The sequence below is a fragment of the Dactylosporangium sp. CS-033363 genome, assembly GCF_050942475.1.
In the GTDB taxonomy this organism is placed as follows: Bacteria; Actinomycetota; Actinomycetes; order Mycobacteriales; family Micromonosporaceae; genus Dactylosporangium.
This window is the reverse complement of the sequence record NZ_CP192032.1, coordinates 8,610,719-8,625,392: the sequence shown is the minus strand read 5'-3', so window position 1 is coordinate 8,625,392 and position 14,674 is coordinate 8,610,719. Positions and strand designations below refer to the sequence as shown.

Genomic DNA, 14,674 nt, shown 5'->3' with positions numbered 1-14,674 from the left:
TCAGGAGTTCACACTGTGCTGCCAGCGGGCACCTTCACTGAGCCATAAACTCCGGCTTGTACACACAGCGTAATGGCGCGCTGAGTGGAGAGGGGTCCAACGTGAAGGTCGCAATTCCGCGCGAGGTCAAAAACCACGAGTACCGCGTGGCGATCACACCCGCCGGCGTCCACGAGCTCGCCGCGAACGGGCACGAGGTCTTCGTCGAGGCCGGCGCCGGTGCCGGCTCATCGATCAACGACCAGGAGTACCGCGAGGCCGGCGCCACCATCCTGCCGACCGCCGACGACGTCTGGGGCGAGGGCGAGCTGATCCTCAAGGTCAAGGAGCCGATCGCCGAGGAGTACCACCGGATGCGCGCCGGGCAGGTCCTGTTCACCTACCTGCACCTGGCCGCGTCCCGCGACTGCACGCAGGCCCTGGTCGACCGGAAGGTCACCGGCATCGCGTACGAGACCGTCGAGCTGCCGGACCGCTCGCTGCCGCTGCTCGCCCCGATGTCCGAGGTCGCCGGGCGGCTGGCTCCGCAGGTCGGCGCGTACCACCTGATGCGGGCCGGCGGCGGCCGCGGCATCCTGCTCGGCGGGGTCTCCGGCGTGTACGCGGCCAAGGTCGTCGTCATCGGCGCCGGCGTCTCCGGGCTCAGCGCCGCCGCGATCGCGATCGGCATGCAGGGCGAGGTGCTGCTGCTGGACAAGAACATCGCCCGCCTGCGCGCGGCCGACGCGATCTACCAGGGACATCTGCAGACGATCGCGTCGAACGGGTACGAGATCGAGAAGGCGGTCCTCGACGCCGACCTGGTGATCGGCGCGGTGCTCGTGCCGGGCGCGAAGGCCCCCAAGCTCATCAGCAACGACCTGGTCAAGCGCATGAAGCCGGGCAGCGTGCTGGTCGACATCTCGATCGACCAGGGTGGCTGCTTCGAGGACTCCCGGCCGACCACGCACGCCGATCCGACCTACCGGGTGCACGACTCGATCTTCTACTGCGTGGCCAACATGCCCGGCGCGGTGCCGCACACCAGCACCTACGCGCTGACGAACGTCACCCTGCCGTACGCCCTGGAGCTGGCCAACCGCGGCTGGCGCGAGGCCCTGCGGCGCGACAAGGCGCTCGCCCTGGGCCTCAACACGCACGACGGGCACGTCACGTACGGCCCGGTCGCCGAGGCCCACGGCATGCACCACCTTGCCCTGGACGACGTGCTGGCCTAGAACACCATGGTGGACCTGCGCCGCGCCGTCGACTCGTACCTCGACCACCTCACGGTGGAGCGGGCGCTGGCCGCCAACACCCTGGCGTCGTACCGCCGCGACCTGGACCGGTATCTGGACTGGCTGGTCGCGGCGGGCATCGCCGACCTCGCCGACGTGACGACGCGGGACATCGCGGCGCACGTCGCCGACCTGCGCGCGCCGGCCGGGGACGCCGCGCCGCTGTCCGCCTCCTCGGCCGCCCGCGCCGCTTCGGCCGTGCGGGGCCTGCACCGCTTCGCCCTGCTGGAGGGCCTGGCCCCGACCGACCCGTCGCGCGAGGTGAAGCCGCCGGCCCTGCCCAAGCGGCTGCCCAAGGCGCTGGACGTGGACCAGGTCTCCCGGCTGCTGGCGGTGCCCGGCGCGGCCCAGGGCGGCCCGCTGGACCTGCGCGACGCGGCGCTGCTGGAGTTCCTGTACGGCACCGGCGCCCGCATCTCGGAGGCGGTCGGGATCGCCGTGGACGACCTCGACCTCGACGCCCGCCCGGGCATGGCGACCCTGCACGGCAAGGGCGGCAAGACCCGCCTGGTGCCGATGGGCAGCTACGCGCGCTCGTCGCTGGACGCCTACCTGGTGCGGGCGCGGCCGGCGCTGGCTGCGCACGGTACCGGCGCGGCCAACGTCTTTTTGAACGCCCGGGGCGGGGCGCTGTCGCGGCAGAGCGCGTGGACGATCCTGCGCAAGGCGGCGGATCGCGCGGGGCTGCCGGTCGACGGGCCGTCGGGGGTCTCGCCGCACACCTTGCGCCATTCGTTCGCGACGCACCTGCTCGACGGGGGCGCGGACATCCGGGTCGTGCAGGAGTTGCTGGGCCACGCCTCCGTGACGACCACGCAGGTGTACACCCTGGTGACTGTCGACCGCCTCCGCGAGGTCTACGCGACGGCGCATCCCCGGGCTCGCTGATCTTGTTCGAAAAGTCGGGCGCTCCGCGCCACGACTTTTCGGATTTATGCCCCGTCAGGCGATAAATGCGAGAATGTCGGATCACGGAGTGTCCGGCATTTCGTTCGCCAACGCTTGTTGACTAGAGTCGCGGCATGACCGCCGTGCGACGTTCCGATGGCACCCGGGCCGCGATTTTGCAGGCCGCTCGGGTGCGGTTCGCCGAGGACGGGTATCAGCGGGCCACGATTCGGGCCATCGCGGCCGATGCGGCGATCGATCCGTCGATGGTGATGCGGTACTACGGGAGCAAGGAGCGGCTGTTCGCGGCCGCCGTCGACATCGATCTGCGGATGCCTGACCTGTCGGGGGTGCCGCGGGATCAGATCGGGCCCACCCTTGTGCGGCACTGGGTTCGGCGGTGGGAGGACGATCCGACCGGGGACGTTCTGCTGACCCTGCTGCGGTCCGCCGCCACCGATGACACCGTGGCCGAGCGGGTGCGGACCGTGTTCCTCGAGCAGATACTGCCTGTTGTGCGGCGCCTTTCCGGGGGCGACGACGGCGAGGCGGCCGAGCGGGCCGGGCTGCTCGCCACGCAGATGCTCGGGCTCGCGATGTGCCGGCACATCCTGCGGATTCCGCCTGTCGCCGCCATGTCGACCGAGCGTGTCGTGGAGCGGGTCGGGGCGACCGCGCAGCGGTATCTCGTGGGCACGCTGTGAAATGTGACCGTTTGTCGACTGGTTTCCGGTTCCGCCTGCACTACTTGTAAGGGCATGACCGCATCACCGGAACCGCAGCGTCGCATCCTCGTCGCGGTCGACGTCGAGAAGTACTCGCGGCGGGAGCATCTGCAGCAGTACCGCATCCGGGAGGACTTCCGGCTCGTCCTGCGGGAGGCCGCCGACCGGCTCGGGCTCGACCGGAGCGGCTGGGTCGTCCAGGCCGCCGGGGACGGGGAGCTGGCGGTGCTGCCCGCGGCCGCCTCCGAGCCGCGGGTCGTCGCGCATCTCGTGCCCGTGCTCGACGGGCTGTTGCGCGAGCGGAACGGCGGGTTGCCGGGGGAGCGGCGGATTCGGGTGCGGGTGGCCGTACACGTGGGGCTGGTGCATTTGGATGGCGCCAACGGCTTTCCGGGCGCGGCGGCCGTCACCGTCAGCCGCCTGGTCGGCGCCAAGCCGGTGAAGCTCGCGCTCGCCGCGTTTCCGGCCGCCGGGGCCGCGCTGATCCTGTCCGAGCAGGTCTTCGACGACGTCGTGGCGCAGCGCTACGAGGACATGGCGCCGGACGCGTTCACGCGGGTGCGGATCGAGGTGCCGGACAAGGAGTTCGACCAGGCCGCCTGGATCTCGGTGCCCGGGTGCGCGCCGGGCGATCTCGCGCGGATCCTGACCGACTTCCAGTTCTCGACGCCCGCCGCGACCGTGCACGGCCCGGCCATCGTCGGTGACCATGGCCGGGCCGTGCAGATCAACAACAGACCTTGATGCCGCTCACTTGTGGCGGTTGTACATCTTGGGCGCCTTCGGGTTGCCGCCCTTGCCCACGCCGCCGCGGCCGCCCGAGCCGTGGCTGCCCGGATACGTCCGGTTGGCCTGGGCGCGGCGAACCGCCTCGAGCGGGTTGACGGGCTCGTTCTCGGGCGAGGACTCGGGCGAGGACTCGGGCGAGGACTCGGTGGTGTCTTCCGGTTCGTGGTTCACGGCAGGCATGAGCGTCTCCTTCGCGGACGGCGGGCTGGGTGACAGACTGCGGCCGCGCGAGGGCACGAAGCGGGAGAAAGCAACCCACAACGGGGGCCGACCCGCCGGCACCGGTTCAGCGGTGGGCGGTGGCACGCGCGGCGTCAATGGGCTCAGAAACGCATGCGACAACGGTAACAGCACCCCGGCCGCTCACGCACGCGTGAATTTCGGCCGGGGTGCTGTTTGTCGTTCGTTACGGGAACACCTTGGCGACCGGCAGCCAGGCGCCGGTGTCGTCGAGGCTCTGCGGCCGGATGCTCAGCGTGACCTGGGTCAGCGTGGTCGAGAGCTTCGCGTTGTTGACCTCGGCGGTGACGTACACGTCGCCGGTGTCGAGGATCCGCGTGCACCGGACCTGCCCGTCGCAGCTGAGGTTGCCGGCCAGCTTCCGGCCCGCGTCGGAGCGGCCGGTCGACAGGGTCAGCGTCGGCAGGTCCTCGAACGGGTACGGCTCGTAGATCGGCAGCTGCGGCGCCTTGGCCGTGAGCCGGACCGCCGACGAGACCGACATGCCCATCGGCATCAGGTCGCTGCCGTAGCTCGCCGACAGCAGCTGGTAGCCCTTCGGCACCACCGCCGCCCTGAACGCGACCGGGAACGGCTGCGGCGCCGAGGGCGAGAGTCCTTCGGCGATCGCGATCAGGTGGTCGCGGTCGGGCACGGACTCCCAGGCGGACCAGTAGATCGCGGCCCAGGCGTTGTCCGCGTACTGCCAGGCGAGCGTCGGGACCATCGCGTCGCGGCCGTAGATCGCCTTGTCCGGCGGCTCCGACGGGTTGTTCACCCCGGAGTAGGCGAGCAGTCCGTCGCCGGTGGGCATCGTGACCTTCTCGCCGCCCTTCTCGAACACGGCGGGTTCGAAGGCGTCCGGGCGGTACACGACGAGGGAACCGCCCGTCACCAGGCCCGGCTTGCGCGCGGGCGTCGCCGACGGGGTCGGATCGGCCGCGATGGAGTCCACCGCGCTCGGCTGAGCCGCCCGCGGGCCGGAGCCCGGCAGGATCGCCGACTGCTGGTAGGCGACGGTCACCACCTCGGGGTCGCTGACCTGATAGCCCTCGGTCTGGTAGCCGCGGTACGTCGTGGTGAACGCGGCCGCGTCGGCGAACGCGGTCGGGACCGCCGACGCGGCGCTCGGCAGCGAGCTCGGGTCGACCGCGGGCGTCAGGGGGCGCGGCGAACCGCCGAGCATCAGGGCCGCGGCCACCACCGCGATCGCCGTGACCGCGCCGCCGCCGACCGAGGAGACCATGGCCAGTCGCCGCCGGCGGCGCACCAGGTGCCGGCCCGCGGCGGTGATGTCGTCAACGCTGAGCCGCGGTGGCGGCGCGTCGTCCCGGACCGACGTCAGCAGCGTGTGCAGATCCCGTTCCATGCCCTTCCCTCCCATCCTGGTCGCGGCCGATACCGATCCCGACACCACCCGCTGCAGCGCTCTCCGCAACGTCGTCGCGGACACGGAGCTCCTCCGTGCCGAGGAGGGCGCGGAGTGCGGTGAGCCCCCGGGCGGTCTGACTCTTGACGGTCCCCGGCTGGCGGCCGAGCACCTCGGCGGTCTCCTCAACGCTCAGCCCCTCGTAGTACCGCAGCACCAGCACCGCGCGCTGGCCGGGGGCCATACGGGCGAGCGCGGCGCGAATCCGGAGCCGCTCGTCGACCTGATCGGCGTGATCGGGCCCGGGCAGCTCCGGCAGCGCATAGCCGGCCGAGCGCTCCCGGCGCCGCCAGGGCCGCCGCGACTCGTCGACCAGCGCGTGCACGATCGCCCGGCGCACGTACGCCAGCGGGGTGTCCACCTTGTTCCAGCGCACATAGAGCTTCGCCAGCGACGCCGCGACGGCGTCCTCGGCGGCGTGCCAGTCCCCGCACGTCAGGTAGGCGAGCGAGCGCAGCCCGTCGAATCGCGCGGTGACGAATTCGCGGAAGTGCGCCTCGTCGTCTTGATTCACCCGTTCGGGCTCCCTTCGTCCGGGGGGAGACGGAAGCTCCCGGGGAAGGGTTGCACACGGTCGGGGGATTTTTCGTCGCCCAAGTGGACTACGGCAAACGGGCGAAAAATACCGAAGACCCGGCTCTGGTACCGCCTGTGCCCGCATCGGGCACCGCCGAGTCCCCGCGCCCGTCAGCCGCCGTTGCCGAGGGTGGCTTCGACTGAGGCCGGGGGTGGGGTCGGGGCCTCGGTGGTGGGCGGCGGGGCGGTGGTCTTGGTCGCCGTCGGGGTGGGCGAGGCCGGGGCCTGGGTGCCCGGGGCGGGGGAGCTGGGCGGGGCCGTGTTCGGGGCGCTGCTGTTGCCCGCCGAGGTGCCCGGGGTCGGGTTGTGAGAGGCGGGCGGGGCGGCCGGGCCCTTGCCGGTGGTCGAGACGGTCACCGTGGTCGAGGCCGAGGGCTGGGCGCCCGGGCTGTTGGGTTCGAGGACCTTGCGGGTCAGCGCGACGACCGCCAGGACCACGCCGGTCACCAGGGCCAGGACGGCCAGGGTGGCGACGATCGGGACCCAGACCGGGCGGCCCGGGCGGTCGTCGTCGGGGGTGTCGCCGGCGGGTGGGGTGATGATCGTGGTGGGGGCGGAGGTGCGCACAGGCGGTACCAGAGCCGGGTCTGTCGCGGTTCCGTCCCGGGCGGCTCGGGCTGCCGCGGCCATCGCGGCCGCCGTGGGGAAGCGGTCGTCGGGGTCCTTGGCCATCGCGCGCTCGATCAGGGCCCGGGCGGCGGGGGGCAGGTCGTCCGGCAGGGGCGGGGGCTCGTCCTGCAGGTGCTTGATGGCGATTTCCAGCGGCGAGTTGCCGGTGAAGGGCGGGGCGCCGGTCACGCAGTGGTAGGCCACGACGCCCAGCGCGTAGATGTCCGCCGAGGGGGAGATCGGCTTGCCCGAGGCCTGTTCCGGGGACATGTAGAGCGCGGTGCCGATGACCGCGTTGACCTTGGTCACCGACGTGACCGACGTCGAGCGGGCCACGCCGAAGTCGACCAGGGTCACCGCGCCGTGCTCGCTCACCAGGAGGTTCCCGGGCTTCACGTCGCGGTGGATGATGCCCTTCTCGTGGGCGGCGTGCAGGGCGTCGGCGGCCTGGGCCACGATGGCCAGGGTCTCGTCGACGCTCAGGGTGCCCTCGGCCGTGATCCGCTCGCCGAGGGGGCGGCCGTCGACGAAGGCCATGACGAGGAAGAGCGTGCCCTCGGGGGTCTCGCCGTAGTCGTACACGCCGACGACGCCGGGGTGGCCCAGCGAGGCCATGATCCGGGCCTCGGAGCGGAACCGGGCGCCGAACTCGGCGTTGGCGGTGTGGCCGGGCAGCAGGACCTTCACGGCCACGGTGCGGCCCAGGGTCTTGTCGGTGGCGCGGAACACCTGTCCCATGCCACCGCTGGCGACGAACTCGTCGAGGCGGTACCGGTCGCCGAGCACGTCCCCTGGTCCCAACACGGACATGACCGTACCCAACGATGAGCTTCGCGACACGCCGGGCGCGCGCAGCGGTCTGTACCCTGCAGGGACGGTAGAGTCGGGCAACGGCTGACTCGCTCCCCCCGAAAGCCGACGCCCGAGTCGGTCCCCGGGGTGGAGTCAATGCCGCCGGGAGGGGCGCAGACAGCGATGACAGGCATGGGCGACCAGGCGGAGTCGTGGACCACCACGATGCGCGCCGAGCAGGCCTCGCTTGACCTCGGTGCGGAGCTCGGGCCGGCGGACCCGACCGCGTACACGATGCGCAAACCGATCCCCGAACCGATGCCGATGGACCGGCACGGGCCGGCGCGGATCATCGCCATGGCCAACCAGAAGGGCGGCGTCGGCAAGACGACGTCGACCATCAACCTCGGCGCGGCGCTCGCGGAGTACGGGCGGCGGGTGCTGCTCGTCGACTTCGACCCCCAGGGCGCGCTCTCGGTCGGCCTCGGCGTCAACCCCCACAACCTCGATCTCACGATCTACAACATCCTGATGGACTCCGACGTGACGGTCGAGGACATCCGGATCAAGACGGACATCGCCGGGCTGCACCTGCTGCCCGCCAACATCGACCTGTCGGCGGCCGAGATCCAGCTCGTCACCGAGGTCGCCCGCGAGATGGCGCTCGCGCGGGTGCTGCGGCCGGTGCTCAAGGAGTACGACTTCATCCTGATCGACTGCCAGCCCTCGCTGGGCCTGCTGGCGATCAACGCGCTCACCGTCGCGCACGGCGTGATGATCCCGCTGGAGTGCGAGTTCTTCTCGCTCCGCGGTGTCGCGCTGCTGCTGGACACCATCGACAAGGTGCGCGAGCGGCTCAACTTCGACCTGGAGCTCGAGGGCATCCTCGCCACCATGTACGACAGCCGCACCACCCACTGCCGCCAGGTGCTGCAGCGGGTCGTGGAGGCGTTCGGCGACAAGGTGTACCAGACCGTCATCACCAAGACGGTCAAGTTCCCGGAGTCGACGGTCGCCGGGGCGCCGATCACGACGCTCGACCCGGCCTCGTCCGGGGCGCGCAACTACCGGCAGCTGGCCCGCGAGGTCATCGCCCAGCAGGCCGAGCGTCGACTCTAGTTTTTGCTGCTAGTTTCGTCGCGTGACTGAGCCGGTTGTGGAGTCGTCGCCACGTGACGCTCCGGACATCTCTGCCGTGACCGATTTGTCGGTCGCGGCGGACGCTTCGGAGGTGTCCCCGGACCCGGCTCTCCCGCTCGCGGCGCCCTCCGGGTTCCAGGTCAAGCTGTCCAACTTCGAGGGGCCGTTCGACCTGCTGCTGCAGCTGATCGGCAAGCACAAGCTCGACGTCACCGAGGTCGCCCTGCACACGGTGACCGACGACTTCATCGCGTACATCCGCGCCATGGGCGACGACTGGGACCTCGACGAGGCCTCCGAGTTCCTCCTGGTCGCGGCCACCCTGCTCGACCTGAAGGCGGCCCGGCTGCTGCCGTCGGCCACGGTCGAGAACGAGGAGGACCTGGCGCTGCTCGAGGCGCGGGACCTGCTGTTCGCGCGGCTGCTGCAGTACAAGGCGTTCAAGGAGGCGGCGGCGCACATCCAGGGCCTGGAGGCGGTCGGCTCGCGGCGGTACCCGCGGTCGGTGTCGCTCGAGGCGCAGTACGCCGAGGCCCTGCCCGACCTCGTGCTCGGCATCGGGCCGGCGCGCCTGCTCAAGCTGGCGGTGCGCGCGTTCACCCCCAAGGTGCCGCCGGTCGTCTCCGTCGCCCACATCCACCAGGTGCGCGTCAGCGTCCGGGAGCACGCCAACATCCTGCGGGACCGGCTGTTCGAGCAGCGCGAGGCCACGTTCGCGGCGCTGTGCGTCGACTGCGAGACGACCCTCGAAGTGGTGGCCCGCTTCCTCGCCCTCCTCGAGTTGTACCGCGAGAATCTCATCGAATTCGAGCAGGTCCAGGCGCTCGGGGAGCTGCTCGTGCGCTGGACGGCCGCCGACGACGCCGCCGTGGAGATCGAGGTCGAGGAGTACGACGGGTCGGCCGCACCCGCGACGCCGGCTCCCGAATTGGCGGAAACCGGTGGTTCGTTGGATGCTTCGGAGTCGCTTGAGGGCGCGGCGGTCGGGAACGATGAGGTGGACGAGTGAACGAGGACGACAAGCCGACGGGGTCGCTGGCCGATCAGGCCGCGAACTGGGTTCCGCCGTGGGCGCGTCCGAAGCCCGATCCTGCTGCCGCGCCCGCGTTTCCCGAGCTGCAGTGGCAGTCCGACGAGGAAGAGCCTGAGCCTGCCGCGGAGCCGTCCGAGGAGCCCTCCTCGGAGCCTTTCGAGGAGCCTTCCGCGGAGCCGGAGCCTGAGCCTGTAGCTGAGGTTGAGGCTGAAGCTGAGCCTGAGGTTGAGGCTGCAGCCGAGGTCGAGGCTGCGGTCGAGCCCGAACCCGAGGAGCTTGTCGAGGCCGAGGAGCCGGAACCCGAGGCCGAGCCCGAGGCCGAGCCCGAGGCCATCACCGACGAGCCGGAACCTGAGGCCGAACCCGAGGCCGCGGTCGAGGAGCCGGAACCAGAGCCCGAGGCCGTCGTCGAGACGGCGCTGCCGGGACTCGAGGCGCCCGCCCCCGAAGAGCCCGTCGAAGAGCCCGTCGAAGAGGCCGTCGAAGAGGCCGTCGAAGAGGCCGTCGCCGAAGCGCCCGTCGTCGTCGAGGAGGAGCCGAGGCCCGAACTCGGCGAGGGCGAGCTCAAGGCCGCCGTCGAGGCCATCCTCCTGGTAGTCGACGAGCCGACCAGCGAAATCACCCTCGCCCAGGTGCTCGACCAGCCCGTCGAGCGGGTGCAGGCGGCCCTGGAAGCGGCGGCAGCGCAGTACACGAGCATGGGTTTCGGCTTTGATCTGCGCAAGGTGGCCGGGGGCTGGCGGCTCTACACCCGGCCCGAGTATGCCGCCTACGTCGAGAAGTTCGTCCTCGACGGGCAGCAGATCCGGCTCACCCAGGCCGCCCTGGAAACACTGGCCGTGATCGCGTACAAGCAGCCGGTGACCAGATCGCGCATCTCCGCCATCCGTGGTGTGAACTGTGACGGTGTGGTCCGTACGCTGGTGACCCGGGGGCTGATCGAAGAGGTCGGCAGCGAGCCCGACAGCGGTGCCTTCCTGTACCGCACGACGACGCTCTTCCTGGAGAAGCTCGGCCTGGAAAGCGTCGAGCAGCTGCCCCCGCTCGCCCCGTTCCTGCCCGACGACATAGATGAGATCGCCGATGCCCAGCGCTGAGTCCGCCGCCGAATTCTCCGGTTCCGCCTTCGATGCCCCGCCCGACGCGGTGCGCCCGCGCAACGAGGAGCGCCTGCAGAAGATCCTGGCCGCCGCCGGGCTCGGGTCGCGGCGGGCCTGCGAGCGCCTGATCGACGAGGGCCGGGTCACGGTCAACGGCAAGGAGGCGACGCTCGGCGACAAGGCCGACGCCGTCCAGGACGCGATCCACGTCGACGGGTCGCGGCTGGTGACCGACACGCGGATGGTGTACATCGCGCTCAACAAGCCCCGCGGCGTCGTCTCCACGATGGAGGACGACAAGGGGCGCAACGCGATCTCGGACCTCGTGCCGAACATCGAGACCCGGGTGTACCACGTCGGGCGCCTCGACCAGGACAGCGAGGGCCTGATCCTGCTGACCAACGACGGCGGGCTGGCGCACAAGCTGATGCACCCGTCGTACGAGGTGTCCAAGACCTACCAGGCCGAGATCCCCGGACCGGTGCCGCGCGCGATGGGGCGCGAGCTCAAGTCCGGGGTGACGCTCGAGGACGGGCCGGTCAAGGTCGACGCGTTCAAGGTCGTCGACGCGTACGGCAAGGTCGCGCTGGTCGAGGTGGTCCTGCACGAGGGCCGCAACCACATCGTCCGGCGCATGTTCGACGCCGTCGGGCACCCGGTGGTGCGGCTCATCCGCACCCAGATCGGCCCGATCCGCCTCGGCGACCTGCGACCGGGCCGCACGCGGCACCTGTCGCAGGCCGAGATCGGCGCGCTGTTCAAGGCCGTCGGGGAGTAACCCCCCCCCGGCTCAGGTCGAGTTTGGGGCGCTGTTCAAGGCCTCAGGTCGAGCGCCGCATCGCGCGGATGCCGACCGCCAGGCCGACGGCCGCGGTGAGCGCCGCGGCCACGAAGCCCCAGGCCACCGTCGACGTCGCGACGTGGCCGGCGAACAGGTCGCGCTCGGCGGCGACCATGTGCGCCAGCGGGTTGACGTGGGCCGCGGTGCGCATCCAGGCCGGCCCCGACTCCAGCGGCAGCAGCATCCCGGACAGGATCATGAGCGGGAACAGCAGCGTCTGGTGGACGGCCCAGAACATCCAGTCCGTGCGCCGCACCGCGACCGCGAGGGCATAGCTCAGCGACCCCAGCCCCACGCCGAACAGCGCCAGCAGCACCAGGCCGAGAAGAGCGCCGCCGGTGTACAGCCTGAAGCCGAACGGCAGCATCACGAGCACGATCACCAGGGCCTGCCCGGCGAGCGGGACCATCTCCTTGACCGCCCGCCCCATGAGCAGCGACGGGCGGGACAGGGGCGTGACGAGCATCCGCTCGTGGGCGCCGGTCAGGAACTCCTGCAGCAGGTTCGCGCCCACCGTCGACGTGCTGAACAGCGTGGTCATGACCAGGATCGACGGTACGAACCACTGCCACACGTCGCCGCCGAACGTGCTCTTGAGCAGCGGGCCGAACAGGGCGAGAAACACCAGCGGCTGGATCATCCCGAAGATCAGCGAGAACGGGGAGCGCAGCAGCGGGCGCAGTTCGCGGCCCGCGACGATGGCGATGTCGGACATGGCTACTCCTCAGGCGTCGCGCAGGTTGCGGCCGGTCAGGGCCAGGAAGACGTCGTCGAGCGTGGGGCGGCGCACCTCGGCGGTACGGACGGAACCCGCCGCGGCGGTGATCAGCTCGGGCAGGGCGGCCGGGCCGTCGCTCACCCGCAGCTCGATGCCGCCGGGGCGGACCGCCAGGTCGCGGGCGCCCGGCAGCTCGGCCGCGATCGCCGCCAGGGCCGGCCCGTCGCCGGTCGCGAGCAGCCGGTCGCCGGCCAGCTTCGCCTTCAGCTGGTCCGGGGAGTCGTCGGCGATCACCTCGCCGTGGTCGACCACCACCACGCGCTCGGCCATCGAGTCGGCCTCGTCCAGGTAGTGCGTGGTCAGCACGATCGTCATGCCGAGCTCGGCGCGCATCCGGGCGATGTGCGACCACAGGTTGGCCCGGTTCTGCGGATCGAGGCCGGTCGAGGGCTCGTCGAGGAACAGCAGCTCGGGTGCGTGGACCAGGCCGATGGCCACGTCGAGGCGGCGCTGCTGGCCGCCCGAGAGGTCGGTGACCTTGCGCTCGCCGAGCTCGGCGAGGTCGAGCGCCTCCAGCAGCTCGTCCGCCCGGCGCTTGGCCTCCCGCCGGTCCAGCCCGTAGATGCGGCCCTGGACGCGCAGCTCGTCGCCGACGCGCTGGGTGTGGGCGGCGCCGTTGCCCTGCCCGACGTACCCGATGCGGCGGCGCACCCGTTGCGGCTCCTCGACCACGTCGTGCCCGGCGACGACGGCGGTGCCCGCGGTCGGCTGGATCAGCGTGGTGAGCATGCGCATCGTGGTGGTCTTGCCGGCGCCGTTCGGGCCGAGCACCGCGACCAGCTCGCCGGGCTCGATGTCCAGGCTGATCCCGCGTACCGCGTGCACCTTGGTCTTGCGGCCGGTGGCGAAGTCCTTGGTCAATCCCCGAGTTCGAATCATGCGAGCAGCCTCGCAGTGGATGCGGACAGCCCCTGTCCTGTACTGCGGCCATACTGAACCCATGCTCGAAACCTCGGCCCGGCTGCTCGCGCTCCTGTCCCTGCTGCAGGCCCGGCGCGACTGGCCCGGGCAGACGCTCGCCGACCGGCTCGAAGTGAGCCCGCGGACGGTACGCCGGGACGTCGACCGCCTCCGCGAGCTCGGCTATCCCGTCCAGGCCACCCGCGGGCCCGAGGGCGGCTATCGGCTCGACGCCGGCTCGGAGCTGCCGCCGCTGCTGTTCGACGACGACCAGGCGGTGGCCGTGGCGGTGGCGCTGCAGACGGCCACCATGTCGGTCCAGGGCGTGGAGGAGGCGGCGCTGCGGGCGCTCGCCACGGTGCGCCAGGTCATGCCGGCGCGGCTGCGGCACCGGGTCGACGCGCTGCGCGTCACACGGGTGCCCAAGAGCACGTGGCGGGAGGGCGACATCGACGCCGAGGACCTGCTCACCATCGGCGCCGCCGTGCGGGCCCACGAGGTGCTGCGCTTCGACTACGCCGGGCGGCGCGAGATGGCCGAGGGCCCGGGGGAGCAGCGCCCGCCGCGCCGGGCCGAGCCGCACAGCCTGGTGACATGGGGCGGCCGCTGGTACCTCGTCGGCTACGACCTGGATCGGGCGGACTGGCGCACGTACCGCGTCGACCGCATGTCCCCGCGCACGCCGAACGGGCCGCGGTTCGCGCCCCGGCAACTGCCGGCGGCGGACGTGGCCGCGTTCGTCGCGGAGAAGTTCGAGCGGCACGATCCCTGGCCTTGGCGCGGTACCGCGATCCTGCACGCACCCGCCGCGGCCGCGAACGACTGGATTCGCGGGCAGGGCGTGGTCGAGGACGCCGGGCCGGACCGCTGCCGGGTGACGGCCGGCTCGTGGTCGTGGACCGGCCTGGCCGCCTGGTTCGGGATGTTCGGGGTCGAGTTCGAGCTGGTGGGCCCGCCGGAGCTGCGCGCGGCCGGGGCTGAGCTGGCCGCGCGCTTCTCCAGGGCGACCGCGGGTTAGGCGGCCTTGCGTACCGTCGCCAGGGCCTTGCCCCACGCGATGGTCTGGTCGAGCACCGTGGTGAGCGAGGTCTCGTGCTGCGGGCCCGGCTTGAACACGCTGAAGTTCTCGAAGTCGTGGAACAGCGACAGCGCCACCTGCGCCCGCACGTCGGCGATCTGCAGCTCGGCCGCGATGAGCCGCAGGTGCTCGACGGCGCGGGTGCCGCCGACCGAGCCGTAGCTCACGAAACCGGCGGCCTTGTTGTTCCACTCGGCGTACAGGAAGTCGATCGCGTTCTTCAGGGCGCCGCTGGTCGAGTGGTTGTACTCGGGCGTCACGAAGATGTAGGCGTCGAACTCGGCGACCTTGGCGGCCCACTGCTTGGTGTGCTCGTTGGCGTACTGCCCGAAGGACGGCGGCATCGCCTCGTCCAGGTGCGGCAGGTTGTAGTCGAGCAGGTCCACCAGCTCGAACTCGGCGTCGGAGCGCCGGCTCGCGATGTCGTACACCCACTTGGCCACGGCCTCGCCGTTGCGGCCCGGGCGGGTGCTGCCGAGGATGATCCCGACCTTCGTCAT

The 14,674-nt window shown here is 71.5% G+C and carries 16 protein-coding genes; 9 read left to right on the top strand and 7 right to left on the bottom strand.

Going from position 1 to position 14,674, the window contains the following annotated elements; all coding sequences use genetic code 11:
- Window positions 1-101 precede the first annotated feature (101 nt).
- The 4 genes from ald (at window position 102) to ACQPZ4_RS39660 (ending at window position 3,634) form a co-directional block, all read left to right on the top strand.
- Window positions 102-1,217: an alanine dehydrogenase gene (gene ald, locus ACQPZ4_RS39675; RefSeq protein ID WP_433048034.1), complete on the top strand. Its 1,116-nt coding sequence runs from the start codon at window positions 102-104 to the stop codon at window positions 1,215-1,217.
- Window positions 1,218-1,223: 6 nt separating this feature from the next.
- Window positions 1,224-2,165, top strand: a complete 942-nt coding sequence (locus ACQPZ4_RS39670) for a site-specific tyrosine recombinase XerD (RefSeq protein WP_433048031.1) — start codon at window positions 1,224-1,226, stop codon at window positions 2,163-2,165.
- 134 nt (window positions 2,166-2,299) lie between these two features.
- Window positions 2,300-2,869 carry a TetR family transcriptional regulator gene (locus tag ACQPZ4_RS39665; protein WP_433048028.1) on the top strand — a complete coding sequence of 190 codons (570 nt, stop codon included), beginning with the start codon at window positions 2,300-2,302 and terminating at the stop codon, window positions 2,867-2,869.
- Window positions 2,870-2,923: 54 nt separating this feature from the next.
- Complete coding sequence (locus ACQPZ4_RS39660) at window positions 2,924-3,634, top strand: hypothetical protein (RefSeq protein ID WP_433048025.1); 711 nt, start codon at window positions 2,924-2,926, stop codon at window positions 3,632-3,634.
- A 6-nt stretch (window positions 3,635-3,640) separates the two neighbouring features.
- On the opposite strand, the gene ACQPZ4_RS39655 is transcribed toward ACQPZ4_RS39660, so the two are convergent.
- The 4 genes from ACQPZ4_RS39655 to ACQPZ4_RS39640 all read right to left on the bottom strand — a co-directional run bounded on the left by ACQPZ4_RS39655 (window position 3,641) and on the right by ACQPZ4_RS39640 (window position 7,322).
- Complete coding sequence (locus ACQPZ4_RS39655; protein WP_433048022.1) at window positions 3,641-3,859, bottom strand: hypothetical protein; 219 nt, start codon at window positions 3,857-3,859, stop codon at window positions 3,641-3,643.
- A gap of 226 nt (window positions 3,860-4,085) precedes the next feature.
- Window positions 4,086-5,267 (bottom strand): hypothetical protein, encoded by a 1,182-nt coding sequence (locus tag ACQPZ4_RS39650; RefSeq protein ID WP_433048019.1) that lies wholly within the window; start codon window positions 5,265-5,267, stop codon window positions 4,086-4,088.
- Window positions 5,197-5,841, bottom strand: a complete 645-nt coding sequence (locus tag ACQPZ4_RS39645) for a SigE family RNA polymerase sigma factor (RefSeq protein WP_433048016.1) — start codon at window positions 5,839-5,841, stop codon at window positions 5,197-5,199. The genes ACQPZ4_RS39650 and ACQPZ4_RS39645 overlap by 71 nt, the downstream gene beginning before the upstream one ends.
- Before the next feature lie 173 nt (window positions 5,842-6,014).
- A complete protein-coding gene (locus ACQPZ4_RS39640; protein ID WP_433048013.1) occupies window positions 6,015-7,322 on the bottom strand; it encodes a protein kinase domain-containing protein in 1,308 nt (435 codons plus the stop codon).
- A 165-nt stretch (window positions 7,323-7,487) separates the two neighbouring features.
- Here ACQPZ4_RS39640 and ACQPZ4_RS39635 point away from each other — a divergent pair, with 165 nt between their 5' ends.
- The 4 genes from ACQPZ4_RS39635 to ACQPZ4_RS39620 all read left to right on the top strand — a co-directional run bounded on the left by ACQPZ4_RS39635 (window position 7,488) and on the right by ACQPZ4_RS39620 (window position 11,355).
- Entirely contained in the window at window positions 7,488-8,423 is a 936-nt protein-coding gene (locus tag ACQPZ4_RS39635; protein WP_350621314.1) for a ParA family protein, read from the top strand.
- 85 nt (window positions 8,424-8,508) lie between these two features.
- Window positions 8,509-9,453 carry a segregation and condensation protein A gene (locus ACQPZ4_RS39630; RefSeq protein ID WP_433066841.1) on the top strand — a complete coding sequence of 315 codons (945 nt, stop codon included), beginning with the start codon at window positions 8,509-8,511 and terminating at the stop codon, window positions 9,451-9,453.
- Complete coding sequence (gene scpB / locus ACQPZ4_RS39625; RefSeq protein ID WP_433048010.1) at window positions 9,450-10,574, top strand: SMC-Scp complex subunit ScpB; 1,125 nt, start codon at window positions 9,450-9,452, stop codon at window positions 10,572-10,574. The genes ACQPZ4_RS39630 and scpB overlap by 4 nt, the downstream gene beginning before the upstream one ends.
- On the top strand, window positions 10,561-11,355 hold the full coding sequence (locus tag ACQPZ4_RS39620; RefSeq protein ID WP_433048008.1) for a pseudouridine synthase: 795 nt from the start codon (window positions 10,561-10,563) through the stop codon (window positions 11,353-11,355). Before scpB ends, ACQPZ4_RS39620 begins: the two co-directional genes overlap by 14 nt.
- A gap of 43 nt (window positions 11,356-11,398) precedes the next feature.
- Here the strand turns inward: ACQPZ4_RS39620 and ACQPZ4_RS39615 are convergent, their stop codons facing one another.
- Window positions 11,399-12,133, bottom strand: a complete 735-nt coding sequence (locus tag ACQPZ4_RS39615) for an ABC transporter permease (protein WP_433048005.1) — start codon at window positions 12,131-12,133, stop codon at window positions 11,399-11,401.
- 9 nt (window positions 12,134-12,142) lie between these two features.
- Complete coding sequence (locus ACQPZ4_RS39610; RefSeq protein WP_433048002.1) at window positions 12,143-13,075, bottom strand: ATP-binding cassette domain-containing protein; 933 nt, start codon at window positions 13,073-13,075, stop codon at window positions 12,143-12,145.
- A gap of 61 nt (window positions 13,076-13,136) precedes the next feature.
- Here ACQPZ4_RS39610 and ACQPZ4_RS39605 point away from each other — a divergent pair, with 61 nt between their 5' ends.
- Window positions 13,137-14,114, top strand: coding sequence for a helix-turn-helix transcriptional regulator (locus ACQPZ4_RS39605; RefSeq protein ID WP_433047999.1), 978 nt, complete (start codon window positions 13,137-13,139; stop codon window positions 14,112-14,114).
- Here the strand turns inward: ACQPZ4_RS39605 and ACQPZ4_RS39600 are convergent.
- The gene (locus ACQPZ4_RS39600) at window positions 14,111-14,674 is read right to left on the bottom strand and encodes an NADPH-dependent FMN reductase (RefSeq protein WP_433047996.1); all 564 of its coding nucleotides are present in this window, start codon (window positions 14,672-14,674) and stop codon (window positions 14,111-14,113) included. The two genes, ACQPZ4_RS39605 and ACQPZ4_RS39600, sit on opposite strands and share 4 nt — an antisense overlap.